Below are 15,401 nucleotides of genomic sequence, written 5' to 3'. Positions count from 1 at the left end.
GCCGGAAGGCCGCTGAGGAAATGCCGGTGCGCCGCCCGGCAGTCCCTGCACTAGGGTGCGGGTGGGGCGTACTGCAGGGCGATCCAGAGATCCGCGCGGGTTTGGGCGTCGTTGAGGTCGCGGTCAAGCAGTTCAGAGACGACGCCGATTTGGCGGCGGACGCTGTTGCGGTGCAGCCCCAGCGCCTTGGCCGTGGCATCCCAGTTGCCGTTTTGCGCAAGCCAGCCCCGCAGCACGTCAAGGAGGGCGTCCTGGCGCTCGGGCTCCAGCAACGGTGCCAGTACCTGGCCGGCCAGCATGGCTCCGGCTTCCCTGCCCAAGAGCCCCGTCACGGACCACGTGACTGAATCCACCCGCAGCGTCTCGGCGGTGGCGCGCGCCCGGGCGCGCAAGGCACCCACCCGCTGGTAGGCGGCTGGCAGGCTGTTGAGTTCCACGGGGTCGCCGATGACCAGCCGCCAGCCGAGGCGCTCGGCCTCGGCCACCGCGGCGTCGTCAACCTTTAGACGTGTCACGGCGGCAAAGCCATACTCGGTGATCTCCACGAGCTTGGTGTCGAAGATACGCCGCCACTGCAACAGCTCGCGCACGGGGGAGTCGGAGCTGCGCCACTGCGGCGCGTCCACATTGACCCCCTGAACAACGCGCATGGGCGCCGACCGGGTGGAGCCAAGGCTTTGCGCCAGCAGGTCCTTCGCGGCCGACACCTCGCGGGCAGTGCCCGTTGCCAGGGTCTCCGGGTGCAGCAGCAATGCGGTGGCGAGTTGGCTCGGTGCCAGCGAACCGCTGGTCCGCTGCCGGGACAACAGCTCCAGAAGCCCGACGGCGGAGGAGACTATGTTGTTGTGGGCCGGTGACAACCGTTCGGCCGAACCAATGACCAGGGCGCCAAGATTCACATCCCGGGTGCTGCGCAGCGGGTGCCCCACCACGAACTCGGACTCGGGGGATGGATAGCTGTCCAATTCCACGCGGGGGCCGGATCCCGAGAACAGCCGCTGCAACAGCGGGCCAAGAGTCACGAGGTCGGCCGGGTTGCTGCCGGCGCGAGCCCGCACCTTGCCGTCGGCACCCACCAGCACCGCCCAGCAGGGAACACGCTGGACCAGGGTCCCCAGGACCTCCTGGTCCGGGCGGGGGGACAGCACCGAGCGCATGAGCAGCCGGTTGGTCTCGGCGAGTTGGCGGAACACCTTGGCTGAATCGGACTCCAGCAGTTGGGCAAACTGCAGCCCGATCGCGGCAAACGGCACCGTTGGCGGCACCTCCAGCAGTGTCAGCCCGTGGCGTCTGCAGGATGCGGCCAAGGCCGGCGGCACCTCATCGTGATAGGGGGTCAAGCCAAATCCCAGGGCACAGACCTTGGCCCCGGCCAGCCGCTCCACATAAGCGTCAATGGCGTCCGCCGTCCCGCCCTCACCCATCAGGGGAAGACCGGCGGTCAAGACAAACTCGCCGTCCATCAAATAAGGCGTGGGGTCAGCCAGCTCGCTCGGCTCCACCCAGCGCAGGCGTGCCTGCAGGTCGGCGTCGTGCAAAATGGTCAGCTCATCGGGCAGCTCCGCCAGAAACTGGGCCAACGTGACCGAGCGGAACCGTGACTCCACTTCCTCATTGGACAGGGGCAGTGCCCGGATCCCCTGCCCCTTGCTGTCAGCGGCCATGGGTGTACACCCGCTGCAGCCTGGGCGCGATGCGATTGATGATCTCATCGCCGTGGCTGTTGATGGCTGCGCCCCAGTCGTCGGCGCTCGCCGCCCCCAGCTCCGGATCGCCGAACAAGAGTGCCGTGTCACCGACCTTGACGCCTGTCTGGTGCCCCAGATCCACCATGAACTGGTCCATGCAGACCTTGCCGATGACTGGCACCTTGTGCCCGCCCACCATGACGATGCTGCTTCCGGAGATGCCCTTGGGAATGCCGTCGGCGTAGCCCAGCGGAATAAGCCCCAGGAAGCGGGATTCGTGGGTGATGGCACGGTGTTCGTAGCTGACTCCCGTGCCCGCGGGAACATGCTTGACCAATACCACGGGCGCCGAAACTGACAGTGCTGGGCGCAGGCCAAAATCGGCCGGGTCCAGGTGGTCGGCGGGGGACAGGCCATACATGGCAAGTCCGGCACGCACCATGTCGAAGTGAAATTCTGGCCTGGCCAGAATGTTCGCAGAACTGGAAACGTGCCGCAACGTTGGAGTGAGTCCGGCGTCGTGCGCCTCCTGGACCGCCTCCTCAAAGTCCGCCACGGCGGACGTGTTGGCAGGGTGGGCAGGGACATCGGCCCAGGCGAGGTGGGTCCACACCCCGCGTACGGACACGGCGCCGGTGAGTTCCGCCGTGCGCGCTGCGGCCACCAGGGCTGGCCAGTCTTCGCGGCGGGCGCCGCCACGGCTCAGCCCACTGTCCAGTTCCAGATGGATGAACGCCGTCCGGCCCAACGCCTGCGCGGTCCCGGCCACAACCTCCAGCTGGGCCACGCTGCCCAGGGACACATCGATGTCATGCTGCACGGCGTCGGTGATGGCGCCGCCGGATGAGGTGGCCAGGTAGAGCCAGGCCAAGATGGGGGTGGTGATGCCGTGGCGGCGCAGGGTTAGTGCCTCCGACAACTGGGCTGTCCCCAGCCAGTCGGCCCCGGCAGCCACGGCGGAGCGTGCCGTTTCCAGCAGGCCGTGGCCGTAGGCATTTCCCTTGACGACTGCCATGAAATGCGGGGCGCTGGTGTGGCCGCGGAGGATGCGGACATTGTGCTCTATGGCATCGAGGTCAACGCTGACCGTGCCGGTGATGAGCTCCGACGAGCCAGGAGCTGTTGGTGCATTTAGTCTCATGGGCATAGCGTACAGGACGTTTTGCACTCCAATGAGATGCGCGTCACAAGAATAGTGTTGAGGAACTTGCACAGCATTGCCTGCACTCGCAGGACCACACAGAATGGGATTTAGAGAATGTCACTACGTGATCAGCTCAGCCCGCAGTCAGCGTCGACTGCAACCGCCGGGGGTCCGCACGGAAGCAGGCCAGCCGTTGGCCTGGGGCGGCAACTGCTGCGCCGCAAGCCCCTGGGGCAGATGCTCCATGAGGCCGAGAATGGCTCCGGTGGCCGGAAACTGGTTCGCAGTTTTGGCGTCCTCCAGCTGACCATGATCAGCGTTGGCGCCACACTGGGCACCGGCATCCTGGTGATTCTTGGCGATTCCGTGCCGCTGGCCGGGCCTGCCGTGTTCATCTCCTTCCTGATTGCTGGTGTCGCGGCGCTGCTCTCCGCTGTGTCGTACGCCGAAATGGCAGGCATGGTGCCCGTCTCCGGATCCAGCTACTCCTACACCTACGTCACCCTCGGCGAGGGCATGGCCTGGATCTGCGGCTGGTGCCTGGTGCTGGAATATGCGGTCTCCGTGGCCGCCGTCGCAGTGGGTGCCGGCCAGTACATCAACGAGTCAGTGGCCGGATTTGGCTGGGCACTGCCCGACTTCATCTCGCAACCGCCCGGCTCCGGCGGCTTCCTGAACCTGCCGGCCATGGCCATCGTGCTTCTGTCCATGGTCCTGCTGGTCCGCGGGGCAAAGGAAAGTGCCTGGGTCAACACCATTATTGTCATGGTCAAGATTGTGATCCTGCTGTTCTTTTGCGCCATCGCCTTTACCGCCTTCAATGCCGGCAACTTCAGCCCGCTCATGCCCATGGGCGCCGCCGGGGTATCGGCCGCAGCCTCCCGGGTGTTTTTCTCCTACATTGGTTTCGACGCCGCCTCCACAGCCGGTGAGGAAGCCAAGAACCCGCAGCGCGACCTGCCGCGGGCCATCATGCTGTCCATGATCATCGTGACCACCCTGTACGTCCTGGTGGCCGTGGCCGCCGTCGGTGCCCGCGAATGGACCTGGTTCGACGGAACCCAGGCCGCGCTGGTCCAGATCCTGCTGGAAGTAGCCCACCAGCCGTGGATTGCCTTGGTCTTCTCCGTTGGTGCCGTTCTGGCCATCGCCAGCATTGTCCTGACGGTGCTTTACGGCCAGACCCGCATCCTGATGTCCATGTCCCGTGACGGCCTGGTGCCGAAGATTTTTGGCCGGATTTCCGAAAAGCGCGGCACCCCCGTGGCCGGAACCTTGATTGTGGGCATCGTGGTGGCACTGACCGCCGGGCTGATCCCGCTCGGTGCCCTGGCCGACGCCACCAGCATCGGCACACTGTTTGCCTTTGCCCTGGTCAACGTGGCAGTGATCTACCTGCGCCGCAACCGACCCGAGCTCAAGCGCAGCTACAGGGTGGCGTTCTACCCCGTGACCCCCATCCTGGGTGCGCTCATGTGCATCTACCTGATGGTCAACCTCGGCGGCATCACCTGGGTGGTGTTCCTGGCCTGGATGATGGTGGGGTTGCTGGCATACTTTGGCTACGGACGCCGCCACTCCCGGGTGGCCGCCCTGACCGAGGACGAATACCAGGACCTTTCCACCCGAAGCTTTGAGCCGGACAACGATCCCGCTGATGACACCAACACCGTGAAGGCACCGTAACCATGACCGACGCAATCACCATGCTAAACCCGGATTTCCCGTTCAGCTACGACCACTACTTGGCGCACCCCGCAGGCTTGGGCAGCGTCCCGCAGCCGGCCCATGGCACGGAGGTGGCCGTCATTGGCGCCGGACTTTCCGGCCTGGTGGCCGCCTACGAACTTATGAAGATGGGGCTCAAGCCAGTCATATTCGAGCCCGAGCAAATCGGCGGACGGCTCCGCACGGCTAGTTTCCCGGGGGCGCCGGAGGTTACGGCGGACCTGGGTGGGATGCGCTTCCCTGTGTCCGGACGCGCCTTTTACCACTACGTGGACCAGATGGGACTGGGCACCGACGAGTTCCCGAACCCGCTCTCCGGCGCAACCTCCAGCACAGTCATTGAACTGACCGGGGAATCCCACTACGCCGTCACCGAAGCGGACCTCCCGGAGTTCTTCCACGAGGTGGCCAGGGCCTGGCGGGCTTCCGTGAACGACGGCGCCGCGTTCGCCCAGATGCAGGAAGCCATCCGGGCGCGTGACACCAAAACCATCAAGGAAATCTGGAATGCCCTGGTTCCGGCCCTGGATGAGCAAACCTTTTACGGATTCATTGCCGCCAGCGAGGCCTTCAAGAAGGCAGGCTTTGGCCACCGTGAGGCCTTCGGTCAGGTGGGTTTTGGCACTGGCGGCTGGGACACTGACTTCCCCAACTCCATCCTGGAAATCCTCCGTGTGGTCTACACCGACGCCGACGACGGCCACCGCAGCATCGCCGGCGGAGCGCAAAGGCTCCCCGAGGCACTGTGGGAGGATGCGCCGTCGGGCATGGAACACTGGCCGGAAGGGACGTCGCTGAAGTCACTGCACGCACGATCCCCGCGCGGCGGCGTGGCCAAGATTGCCCGCGCCGAGGACGGTTCGCTGGAGATCACCGAGCGCTGGGGCAAGACCCACCGCTTCCCGGTGGTCATCAGCACCTGCCAGTCGTGGCTGCTCTCCACCCGCATCAACACGGAGGAATCGCTGTTTGCGGCGCCCATGTGGACGGCCATTGAGCGGTCGCACTACATGCAGTCTTCCAAGACGTTTGTCATGGTGGACAGGCCGTTCTGGAAGGACATTGACCCGGAGACGGGCCGCGAGGTCATGTCCATGACGCTGACCGACAGGCTCAACCGGGCCACCTACCTGCTGGACAACGGCCCGGATGCGCCCGCCGTCATCCTGCTTTCCTACACCTGGAACGACGACGCCCTGAAGTGGCTGTCGCTGTCCGCGGAGGAACGCGTGGAGCTGATGCTGCACTCGCTGGCCCAGATCTACCCGAACGTGGACATTGCCTCGCACATTGTGGGGGCGCCCATCACCGTGTCCTGGGAGGCCGATCCCAACTTCATGGGCGCGTTCAAGGCCAACCTGCCCGGCCACTACCGCTACCAGCAGCGGCTGTTCACGCACTTTGACCAGGCCGAGCTGCCCGAAAGCCAGCGGGGCATCTTCCTGGCCGGCGATGACGTCTCCTGGACGGCCGGCTGGGCTGACGGAGCCGTCACCACCGCCCTGAACGCTGTGTGGGGCGTGGTGAAGCATCTGGGCGGCACCTCGGCACCGGAGAATCCCGGCCCGGGCGAGCTGCTGGCCGAGATCGGGCCGATGTCCCTGGACTGAGCCCTGCGGGCTTGGCCGTGAATCGGACCCCTACCACCGGGGGTGGATGTCCGCCCGGAGGAGCTCGTCGTAAATGTCCCTGACGCCCTGATTGAAGTCCGTACCGAGGTCACCCATGGCGCCGGCGGCCGCATTGGCCTTGGCTTGGGCGGTGGAGCGGGCGCCGGGGATGACGGTGCTGACGCCGTCGCGTTGGGCCACCCAGGCAAGGGCGGCCTGCGCCGTTGTGGGCCCGTCAAGGTCCTTGGCAAGCTGGGCAAAGCGTTCGGCGGCCTGAAGTCCCACGGCGTAGTCGACGCCGGAGAACGTCTCGCCAACGTCAAAGTGGCTGCCGTCGCGGTTGTAGTTTCGGTGATCGTTTTCCGGGAATGTCGTGGCGGGGGTGTATTTGCCTGTAAGCAGGCCGCTGGCGAGTGGGACACGGGCAATAATGCCAACCCCGGCCTCGAGCGCGGCCGGCAGTACGGCGTCGAGAGGCTTGAGTCGGAAGGCATTGATGATGATCTGGATTGTCGCCACGTTGGGCCGGGCGATCGCGGCCAAGGCCTGCTCGCAGGTTTCCACGCTCAGCCCGTAGTTGGCGATGACGCCCTCGGCCACCAGGGTGTCGAGGGCATCGTAGACCTCATCCGAGGTGACCACGGCCGTGGGTGGGCAGTGCAATTGGACCAGGTCCAGCGTTTCCACGCCGAGGTTTCTGCGGGAGCGCTCGGTCCAGGCACGAAAATTCTGCAGAACATAGTTTTCCGGCAGTTGTTCCATGCGGCGGCCCATTTTCGTGGCGACGGTAATGCCGCTGCCGTGGTCGCGCAAGAATTTGCCAATGACCTCTTCGCTGCGGCCATCGCCATAAACGTCGGCGGTGTCGAAAAATGTCACACCCGCTTCTGCTGACCCGGCCAGGACGGCCAAGGCGTCGCTTTCGCTGACGTCGCCCCAGTCGGCACCCAGCTGCCAGGTGCCAAGCCCGACGGCGGACACAGTTCGATTTGTTTTGCCCAACACATGAGTTTGCATTGCCCCAGCCTAGCCACCACCACTGCCACCTGCGTGGCGCCGCGCACTGCCGAAACACATGCACACAGTCCGCCCCGGCGGCGGCCTTGGCCGAAATTCAGAGAATTGTTCAACAACGCCTTGCCTAGATTGTTCAACAACATGTAGTGTTTCTTGGGATACTTCCTGTGACTCCGGTCACCCAATCTGGATGGATGGAACCATGGCCACCCCGGGCACAAAGCCAAAAATCATTACCCCATCGAAGCGCACGGCCCTGCTGGGGGCCATGTTCCTCATGGCCACCAGCGCCATCGGGCCTGGGTTCATCACGCAGACCACTGTCTTCACCGTCCAGCTGGGTGCGGCGTTTGCTTTTGCAATCCTCGTTTCGATCCTGGTGGACATCGCCGTTCAACTCAACGTGTGGCGCGTGGTGGGCGTCTCCGGTCTGCGGGCCCAGGAATTGGGCAACAAAGTGCTGCCCGGGGCGGGCTGGTTCCTGGCCATCCTGGTCTTTGCTGGCGGCATGGTGTTCAACATCGGCAATATTGCCGGCACTGGCTTGGGCATCAACGCCATGCTGGGGCTGGACCCGAAGATTGGCGGACTGCTCTCGGCCGCCGTTGCGATCCTGATTTTCCTCTCCAAAAGGGCCGGAATGGCCCTTGACAGGGTTGTGGTCCTGCTGGGCGCCATCATGATTTTGCTCATGCTCTATGTGGCCATCGTTGCCGCACCGCCGGTTGGTGAAGCGCTGAAGAACACCGTTCTGCCTGACAAAATTGACTTCCTGATCATCACCACCTTGATCGGCGGCACCGTGGGTGGGTACATCACCTACGCTGGCGCACACCGCATGCTCGACTCCGGCGCCACCGGCGTGGCCCACGTCAAGGACATCACCCGCATCTCCGTGTTGGGTGTCATTGTCACCGGCATCATGCGGGTCCTGCTGTTCCTGGCCATCTTTGGTGTTGTGGCCGGTGGAGTGACACTGACCAGTAGCAACATGGCGGCGGAAGCCTTCGGCGCCGCGGCCGGCGAGATCGGCATGCGGATGTTCGGCGTCGTGCTCTGGGCAGCATCGCTGACCTCCGTGGTGGGCGCCTCCTTCACCTCGGTGTCCTTCATTACCAAGTCCACCACCTCTGAACGCAAGCGCAATTTGCTCACCGTCGCCTTCATCGTCGTCTGCTCCATTGCGTATGGGCTGATCGGCCAGGCGCCGCAAAAGCTCCTGATCTTCGCCGGTGCGTTCAACGGCCTGATCCTGCCCGTGGGCTTTGCGCTGCTGCTCTGGGTGGCGTGGCGCCGCCGGGACCTGCTCCACGGCTACGTGTACCCGAAGTGGCTGTTGATCGTTGGTGCCGCGACCTGGCTGCTGACATTGTTCCTTGGCTGGCAGTCGCTCTCGGGCCTGGCCCGCCTGTGGACCTCCTGAGGAATCCGGCTGACATGACAACAACAACGCAAGCCGTCCTGCCTGCCGATGCCGGGCAGCTCCGCCCGGACGCCGCCCGCCGGCTCTTTCGCGACGGGCTCATCACGCCCACAGCCGGCTGGTCGAGGGGATTTGCCCAGGCCAACCTGATCATCGTGCCCCAGGCGCTGGCCTTCGATGTGCTCCTCTTCGCCCAGCGCAACCCCAAGCCGTGCCCCATCCTGGGCGTGCTCGACGCCGGCGAAACCACCGGGCCGCTGTTGGCCGGGGGCGACATCCGCACCGATGTGCCCCTGTACACGGTGTACGAAAACGGCGTTATGACCGCCGAGGTGGCGAATATTTCAGAGTACTGGCGTGATGACCTGGTGACGTTCATCGTGGGTTGCAGCTTCACCTTTGAGGCGGCCCTGCAGGACGGCGGCATCAACATTGCCCACATAGACCAGGGCGTCAATGTGCCCATGTACCGCTCAAATATCCGTTGCACGCCAGCCGGTTCCATGTCCGGGCCGCTGGTTGTCTCAATGCGGCCCGTTCCAGCGTCTCAGGTTGCCGACGCCGTCCGCATCACCTCACGCTACCCGGCCGTTCACGGAGCCCCCGTGCACGTGGGCAATCCGGCCGAACTGGGCATCACGGATTTGGGCCGTCCGGACTTCGGGGACCCGGTGGTCATCCCGCCGGGCCACATCCCGGTATTTTGGGCGTGCGGTGTCACACCACAGGCGGCCATCATGGAATCCCGGCCAGCCCTGGCCATTGGCCACGCACCGGGGCACATGCTGATCACCGACGCCAGAGACGCCCAGTACCAGGTCCCGTAGCGGGTCTGGGCAGCTTAGGGTGAGTCGGGCAGGTGCCCTAGCAGTTCCGCCTCGGCCCGGTCCAAGTATCGGCGCAACGTTTCGGCAGCTTCGGCCCGCTCCCCGGCGGCCAAGAGCCGCACGAGGTCCGCGTTGAGTTCAACGTAGTGGCTGTGAAAGTCGGGGGCCCCACTCATGGCATGGAACACCAAGCGCATCTGGGCCAGCACCCGCGCCATGATCTCCGCCAATCCGTGGCTTCCCGTGGCTCGGATCAGTTCCTCATGAAAGCGCTGGTTGGCACTTGCCATCTCGGGCACGGAACCGCGGGACAGGGCTTCGCGGGCATCGGCAACAACGTTCGCCAGGGCGTCGACGTCGAGCTCTGGCCCCCACAAGACAGCCGCGGGTTCCAGCATGCGCCGCACCCGGTAAATCTCGCGGATCTCCTCCCGGCCAGGTGAGGCGACAAAGACGCCGCGGTTGGGGATGCGGGTGATGATCATTTCACCGGCCAACACCGTAAACGCCTCGCGCAGGGTGTTGCGCGAGACACCCAACAGTGCCGCCAGAGTCAGTTCGGAGAGCTTGCTGCCCGGCAGCAGCTTCCCGTCCGCAATTCGGGCGCGCAACACCGCAGCCACCCATTCGCCGGTGTGTGCGTGGGCGGCCGGGTCGAGCCGGTCCAGGTCATCGAGGGCAGCATTCATGGGCATGGCTCCAATCTACCTAACTGGCCGGGGTGGCCGTGCCAGAATCGCGGCCACGTGAAGGTGTCAGTTGATCCGGCCCACCACGTCGCCTCGGACAACCACGGATCCCGGCGCGAACGCCCCCTGCTCAAGCGTCCCGCCGCGGTGTGCGGAGACAGTAGTTTCCATTTTCATGGCCTCCAGAACCACCACAGGGTCGCCGGCCGCGACGGTGGCGCCGTCGTCGGCCAGCCACTTGACCAGGCTGCCGTTCATGGGCGCTGTCAGTGTGGCGGCATCAGCGGCGCCCCCGGCGGCAGACGGGACGCCGCCCGTTGCTCCGCTGCCTGCTGCTGCCACGCCTCCTCCGCCGCGCAGGGACGCGAGCAGTTGTGCAGGCAGGCCGATTCGCAAGGCCACGCCGTCCACATCGATGGTGATGTCTTCGCGTTCGGCACCCGGCTCGGCGCGTGCGATTTCTGCCGAGGCGGCCAGCGTTGCCGCGAACTCAGATTCGATCCAGGTGGTGTAAACGCCAAAGGACCCTTCCTGAATGAATGCGGGATCGCGGACCACGGCACGGTGGAACGGCAGCACCGTGGGGAGGCCGGCAATGACCATCTCATCCAACGCCACCTTGGCACGGCGCAAGGCCTGGGTGCGGTCGGCGCCGTGCACAATCAATTTCGCCAAGAGGGAGTCATAGTCTCCGGGCACCACGGAACCGCTGCGCACCCCGGAGTCGACGCGGATGCCCGAACCCGTCGGTGCTTCGAATGCGGTGATGGTGCCGGGGCCGGGCAGGAAACCGCGGGCCGGGTCCTCGGCGTTGAGCCGGAACTCAAAGGCATGCCCGCGCGGCTCAGGGTCTGCGGTGAAGGACAATGGCTCCCCGGCTGCGATGCGGAACTGCTCCCGGACCAGGTCCACGCCCGTGGTCTCCTCGGTGATGGTGTGCTCGACCTGCAGGCGGGTGTTCACTTCCAGGAAGGAGACAGTGCCGTCGCCGGCCACCAGGTATTCCACGGTGCCGGCGCCCTCGTATCCGGCGGCCAGGCAGATCGCTTTCGCCGAGGCGTGGATGCGGGCGCGTTGCTCGTCCGTCAAGAACGGTGCGGGGGCCTCCTCGACGAGTTTTTGGTGCCGGCGCTGCAGCGAGCAGTCGCGGGTTCCCACCACCACCACGTTGCCGTGCCGGTCGGCCAAGACCTGGGCCTCCACATGGCGGGGCCGCTCCAGGAAGCGCTCCACAAAGCATTCACCACGGCCAAAGGCGGCTGTGGCTTCCCGGACAGCCGATTCGAAGGCTTCGTCGATCTCCTCGAAGGTGTGCGCAATTTTCAGGCCGCGGCCGCCTCCGCCAAAGGCTGCCTTGATGGCCACCGGCAGGCCATGCTTTTCGGCAAAGGCCCGCACCTCCGCACCGGAGCCCACAGGGCCGTCGCTGCCGGGCACCAGAGGGGCACCGGCGCTGATGGCGATGTCGCGGGCTGTGACCTTGTTGCCCAGCTGGCGGATGGCCTCTGGCGGAGGGCCGATCCAGGTCAATCCGGCGTCCAAGACGGCCTGGGCAAAGTCCGCGTTCTCGGACAGGAAACCGTAGCCCGGGTGGACGGCGTCGGCCCCGGACCGGACGGCGATGCCGATCAGCTTGTCAATGTTCAGGTAGGTGTCGGCGCTGGCCCGCCCGCCCAGGGCATAGGCCTCATCGGCCCGGCGCACATGCAAGGCATCGGCGTCGGGTTCGGAATATACAGCCACGGAGGCCAAACCGGCATCGGCACAAGCCCGCGCCACACGTACGGCGATCTCGCCGCGGTTGGCAATCAAAACTTTTTTCATCAGTGGTTTCCTTGCTGGTGGCCCGCGAGGCGGTCGCCAAGGCGGGCAAGATTGGACGGGGGTGTGGGCCGCGGCACCAGGGTGTCGGGGTCGACCAGGACGAAGCGGACCCGCGACCCCGGTGCCAGCTGCGCGGCGGCCGGCAGGTCTTCCGGAACCACCACGCCAATGACCGGATAGCCGCCGGTGACCGGGTGGTCGGCCAGGAACAGCACGGGCAGGCCCGACGGGGGGACCTGCAACGCGCCCCAGACCACCCCTTCACTGGCCAGCTCGCCCTCGCGGATGCGTGTCAGTGCCGTGCCGCCGTCGTCCAGGCTAAGCCGGACGCCAATCCGGTTCGACTCGGTGCTGACCAGCCAGGGTTGCGATGACAGCGTGGCCAGTCCGGCCGGGCCAAACCAGTCCTCCCGGGGGCCGGCCGTGAAGCGCAGGTTGGTGACGCCGTCGCCGGGCAGCTCTGGCAGGGTGCTCGGCTCAGGGGCGCCGACCACGTGCACACCGGTTGCTGCCCCAACCTCAATCGTGTCCCCGGCGGTTAGGGGCCGGGGGCCGATGCCGGACATGAGATCGCTTGAACGGCTGCCCAGAACCAGCGGTCCAGCGACGCCGCCGCGCACGCCCACATAGCAGCGCAGCCCGGCCAGGGAGGGAGAGAGCTCCAGGGTTTCCCCCTCCAGCAGGGCAAAGGGGGCGTTCTGGGCGGGGTGCCGCGCGGGGTGCTCGGGCGAGCTGACGGTCAGGTCAACGCGGGCACCCGTCACGGCCAGAACCTGGTCTGTGGCGGCCCGCAGAATCAGGGAACCCATGAGGTTTTCGATGACGGCGTCACCGCGCTGGTTGCCGACGAGCCGGTTGGCTGCACGGGCGGCGGACGGGTCGACCGCGCCTGCCGCGGATACGCCGAGCCCGCCCAGGCCGGGACGGCCCAGGTCCTGGATCAATGACTGCAGCCCTGCTGAGACGATTTCCAGTCCGCCGGCAGGGGCGGTGCCTGCGGCAGCCTGAGCACTGACTGCCGGCATCGGCGAGTCGTCGACGGCGGCGCTTGCGGCGGAGCCGTGCCTCAAGCTCAGGCTGGGCCGGGCCGGGACAAAGCGGACCCGGTCCATGGGGCGGATGAGCGCCGGGCTCTCGCGCTCGAGGGACCACAGGAGTGCGTCGCTGTGCCCGATCAGCTGCCAGCCGCCGGGCGACTTGCGCGGATAGATTGCCGAATAGTCACCGGCCAGGGCGACGGCGCCGGCAGGCACGTTGGTGCGCGGGGTTCCCCGGCGGGGCACGGACAGGGATCGGTTCTCCCCGGTCAGGTACGCGAAGCCTGGGGCGAAGCCGCCAAACGCGGCCCGCCAGAGCTGGCCCGTGTGGGCCGCAATGACAGCTTCAGCGCTCAGGCCCGTGAGCTTGGCGACGTCGGCGAGGTCGGCGCCGTCGTAATTTACGGCGATCTCAACGAGCTTGCCGGTGTCCGCGGGGGCGCTGCCCAAAGACAAGGAGGGGATGGTGGCCGCTGCGGCCTTGGCTGCGGACCGGGAATCGAACTTGATCAGGACGGTGCCGGCTGCGGCAAGGACGTCGAGCTGGCCCGGCAGGGGTGCTTCGTCCAGCCGGGCGGCCAGAGCCAGTACCGCCTGAAGGTCTGAGAGTTCCACCAAAATGGCGCGGGTGCCGGCGAAATGGGTGGCAGTGACGCTCATGCAAAACTCGTGATCTGGACGCCTGCGGCCTCGAGGCCGGCGCGCACGGCCGCTGCCATGGCCACGGCGCCTGCCGTGTCGCCATGGACGCAGATGCTTTCGGCCGGCATCGCGATGATGCTCCCGTCAATGGCAGTGATGGTCCCCTCCGTCGCCAGCCGGACCATGTTGGCGGCAACCTGTACCGGATCGTGGAGCACGGCGTTGGCCTCCCGACGGGAGACGAGGGTTCCCTCCGGGGTGTAGTTGCGGTCGGCGAAGGCCTCGGCCACGGCGCGCAGCCCGGCGGCCTCGGCACGGGCCAGGGCAAGCGAGCCCGGCAGCAGCAGCAGGGGAAGGTCCGTGCCGAACGCCTTCACGGCGTCGACCACGGCCTGGGCGTGACCCTCATGGTGGACGATCGTGTTGTAGAGGGCGCCGTGTGGCTTCACATACTTGATGGTGGTCCCGGCCGCCCGGGCCATGGCGGAGAGCGCGCCCAGCTGGTAGAGCACGTCGTCGGCAAGCTCGGTGGGGGAGCAGTCCAGGAAACGGCGGCCGAATCCGGCCAGGTCGCGGTAGCCAACGTGGGCTCCAACGGTGACCCCCGCCGCGACGGCGGCACGGCAGGTCGCGGCGATGGTGCTGGGGTCCCCGGCGTGGAATCCGCAGGCGACATTGGCGCTGGAGACGGAGGTGAAGATGGCCTCATCGTCGCCCATGGTCCAGTTGCCGAAGGATTCGCCAACGTCAGAATTTAGGTCAATGAAAGGCATGTGTGATCCCCGTCTCGTTAGGTGTTCCTACAAGGATGCCCTACTTAACGAGATTGTTCAACAATTTTCCGGTGCCGGGTAGGCGGGGGCGTTTTTGCCCCGCGCCCGACCACCTAAAAACGCGGTTTAGTTGAAGACCACCGTGCGGTGCCCATCCAGCAGGACGCGGTGTTCGGCATGCCATTGGACGGCTTGCGCCAAGGTGCGGGCCTCCACGGCGCGGCCCATGGAGACAAATTGCTCCACCGAGTGGCCGTGTTCAACGCGGATGACTTCCTGCTCAATGATGGGTCCCTCATCCAACACGGCCGTGACGTAATGCGCCGTGGCGCCAATGATCTTCACGCCGCGGGCATGGGCCTGGTGGTACGGCTTGGCTCCCTTGAAGGAAGGCAGGAAGGAGTGGTGGATGTTGATGGCCCGGCCGGCCAGTTGGGTGCAGAGATTATCCGAAAGAACCTGCATGTAGCGGGCCAGGACAACAAGTTCGACGTCGAGCTCGGCTACCAGCTCAAGCAGCTTCGCCTCGGCGTCGGCCTTGGTATCGGGGGTGACCGGGATGTGGTGGAAAGGAATCCCATAGAAGTCAGCCAGCGGCTTCAGGTCCAGGTGGTTGGAGACAATGGCCGGGATTTCAACCGGCAAGGTGCCCGAGCGCTGCAGGAACAGCAGGTCATTGAGGCAGTGGGCGGCCTTGGAAGCCAGGATCAAGGTGCGAATGGGTGCCCCGGCGCGGTGCAGCGTCCACTTGAGGGAAAACTGCTCGGCAACGGAGTCAAGGTGCTCGCGCAAGCGGCTGAACGAGGTGGACGTCTCCACCGCAACGCGCATGAAAAACGTGCCTGTGTCCGGGTTGCCGAATTGCTGGGAGTCGGTGATATTGCAGCCAGCCTCGAGCAGGGAACCGGAGACGGCGTGGACAATGCCGGGCCGATCGGCGCAGGAAAGCGTTAACACGTATCCCTGTGAGGTTGCCGGGGTGGTCACGGCCGAAGTATT

At 65.9% G+C, this 15,401-nt stretch carries 12 protein-coding genes; 4 read left to right on the top strand and 8 right to left on the bottom strand.

What is annotated here, in order from left to right:
• Positions 1-50 precede the first annotated feature (50 nt).
• The gene (locus BLV41_RS10700) at positions 51-1,664 is read right to left on the bottom strand and encodes a PucR family transcriptional regulator (RefSeq protein ID WP_139244295.1); all 1,614 of its coding nucleotides are present in this window, start codon (positions 1,662-1,664) and stop codon (positions 51-53) included.
• Positions 1,654-2,829 carry an alanine racemase gene (alr, locus tag BLV41_RS10695; RefSeq protein ID WP_074711623.1) on the bottom strand — a complete coding sequence of 392 codons (1,176 nt, stop codon included), beginning with the start codon at positions 2,827-2,829 and terminating at the stop codon, positions 1,654-1,656. Before alr ends, BLV41_RS10700 begins: the two co-directional genes overlap by 11 nt.
• A gap of 117 nt (positions 2,830-2,946) precedes the next feature.
• Here alr and BLV41_RS10690 point away from each other — a divergent pair, with 117 nt between their 5' ends.
• Together BLV41_RS10690 and BLV41_RS10685 are read left to right on the top strand one after the other, a co-directional pair.
• Positions 2,947-4,518 carry an amino acid permease gene (locus BLV41_RS10690; protein WP_074711622.1) on the top strand — a complete coding sequence of 524 codons (1,572 nt, stop codon included), beginning with the start codon at positions 2,947-2,949 and terminating at the stop codon, positions 4,516-4,518.
• Between the two features lie 2 nt (positions 4,519-4,520).
• Positions 4,521-6,170: a flavin monoamine oxidase family protein gene (locus tag BLV41_RS10685; protein ID WP_244516853.1), complete on the top strand. Its 1,650-nt coding sequence runs from the start codon at positions 4,521-4,523 to the stop codon at positions 6,168-6,170.
• A gap of 30 nt (positions 6,171-6,200) precedes the next feature.
• Here the strand turns inward: BLV41_RS10685 and BLV41_RS10680 are convergent, their stop codons facing one another.
• Entirely contained in the window at positions 6,201-7,187 is a 987-nt protein-coding gene (locus tag BLV41_RS10680) for an aldo/keto reductase (RefSeq protein WP_074711621.1), read from the bottom strand.
• Between the two features lie 202 nt (positions 7,188-7,389).
• Between BLV41_RS10680 and BLV41_RS10675 the strand changes: the two genes are divergently transcribed.
• Both BLV41_RS10675 and BLV41_RS10670 read left to right on the top strand, forming a co-directional pair.
• Positions 7,390-8,610 (top strand): NRAMP family divalent metal transporter, encoded by a 1,221-nt coding sequence (locus BLV41_RS10675; RefSeq protein WP_074711620.1) that lies wholly within the window; start codon positions 7,390-7,392, stop codon positions 8,608-8,610.
• 14 nt (positions 8,611-8,624) lie between these two features.
• Positions 8,625-9,437 carry a putative hydro-lyase gene (locus tag BLV41_RS10670; RefSeq protein ID WP_074711619.1) on the top strand — a complete coding sequence of 271 codons (813 nt, stop codon included), beginning with the start codon at positions 8,625-8,627 and terminating at the stop codon, positions 9,435-9,437.
• A 14-nt stretch (positions 9,438-9,451) separates the two neighbouring features.
• Here BLV41_RS10670 and BLV41_RS10665 read toward each other — a convergent pair whose 3' ends face one another.
• From BLV41_RS10665 to purU, 5 genes are all read right to left on the bottom strand, one after another.
• A complete protein-coding gene (locus BLV41_RS10665) occupies positions 9,452-10,132 on the bottom strand; it encodes a GntR family transcriptional regulator (protein WP_074711618.1) in 681 nt (226 codons plus the stop codon).
• Between the two features lie 60 nt (positions 10,133-10,192).
• Positions 10,193-11,950, bottom strand: a complete 1,758-nt coding sequence (locus BLV41_RS10660) for an ATP-binding protein (protein ID WP_074711617.1) — start codon at positions 11,948-11,950, stop codon at positions 10,193-10,195.
• Positions 11,950-13,647, bottom strand: coding sequence for a 5-oxoprolinase subunit B/C family protein (locus BLV41_RS10655; protein ID WP_074711616.1), 1,698 nt, complete (start codon positions 13,645-13,647; stop codon positions 11,950-11,952). The genes BLV41_RS10660 and BLV41_RS10655 overlap by 1 nt, the downstream gene beginning before the upstream one ends.
• Positions 13,644-14,402, bottom strand: a complete 759-nt coding sequence (locus BLV41_RS10650; RefSeq protein ID WP_074711615.1) for a LamB/YcsF family protein — start codon at positions 14,400-14,402, stop codon at positions 13,644-13,646. Before BLV41_RS10650 ends, BLV41_RS10655 begins: the two co-directional genes overlap by 4 nt.
• A gap of 126 nt (positions 14,403-14,528) precedes the next feature.
• Positions 14,529-15,389: a formyltetrahydrofolate deformylase gene (gene purU, locus BLV41_RS10645; RefSeq protein ID WP_074711614.1), complete on the bottom strand. Its 861-nt coding sequence runs from the start codon at positions 15,387-15,389 to the stop codon at positions 14,529-14,531.
• Positions 15,390-15,401: the final 12 nt, after the last annotated feature.

The organism is Arthrobacter alpinus, from assembly GCF_900105965.1.
Lineage (GTDB): Bacteria > Actinomycetota > Actinomycetes > Actinomycetales > Micrococcaceae > Specibacter > Specibacter alpinus.
This window is presented reverse-complemented; position numbering and strand designations above follow the sequence as displayed.

Excerpts from the sequence above, each read along its gene's own strand:
- BLV41_RS10700 (WP_139244295.1), bottom strand. The coding sequence starts at position 1,664 with ATGGCCGCTGACAGCAAGGGGCAGGGGATCCGGGCACTGCCCCTGTCC.
- alr (WP_074711623.1), bottom strand. The coding sequence starts at position 2,829 with ATGAGACTAAATGCACCAACAGCTCCTGGCTCGTCGGAGCTCATCACC.
- BLV41_RS10690 (WP_074711622.1), top strand. The coding sequence starts at position 2,947 with ATGTCACTACGTGATCAGCTCAGCCCGCAGTCAGCGTCGACTGCAACC.
- BLV41_RS10685 (WP_244516853.1), top strand. The coding sequence starts at position 4,521 with ATGACCGACGCAATCACCATGCTAAACCCGGATTTCCCGTTCAGCTAC.
- BLV41_RS10680 (WP_074711621.1), bottom strand. The coding sequence starts at position 7,187 with ATGCAAACTCATGTGTTGGGCAAAACAAATCGAACTGTGTCCGCCGTC.
- BLV41_RS10675 (WP_074711620.1), top strand. The coding sequence starts at position 7,390 with ATGGCCACCCCGGGCACAAAGCCAAAAATCATTACCCCATCGAAGCGC.
- BLV41_RS10670 (WP_074711619.1), top strand. The coding sequence starts at position 8,625 with ATGACAACAACAACGCAAGCCGTCCTGCCTGCCGATGCCGGGCAGCTC.
- BLV41_RS10665 (WP_074711618.1), bottom strand. The coding sequence starts at position 10,132 with ATGCCCATGAATGCTGCCCTCGATGACCTGGACCGGCTCGACCCGGCC.
- BLV41_RS10660 (WP_074711617.1), bottom strand. The coding sequence starts at position 11,950 with ATGAAAAAAGTTTTGATTGCCAACCGCGGCGAGATCGCCGTACGTGTG.
- BLV41_RS10655 (WP_074711616.1), bottom strand. The coding sequence starts at position 13,647 with ATGAGCGTCACTGCCACCCATTTCGCCGGCACCCGCGCCATTTTGGTG.
- BLV41_RS10650 (WP_074711615.1), bottom strand. The coding sequence starts at position 14,402 with ATGCCTTTCATTGACCTAAATTCTGACGTTGGCGAATCCTTCGGCAAC.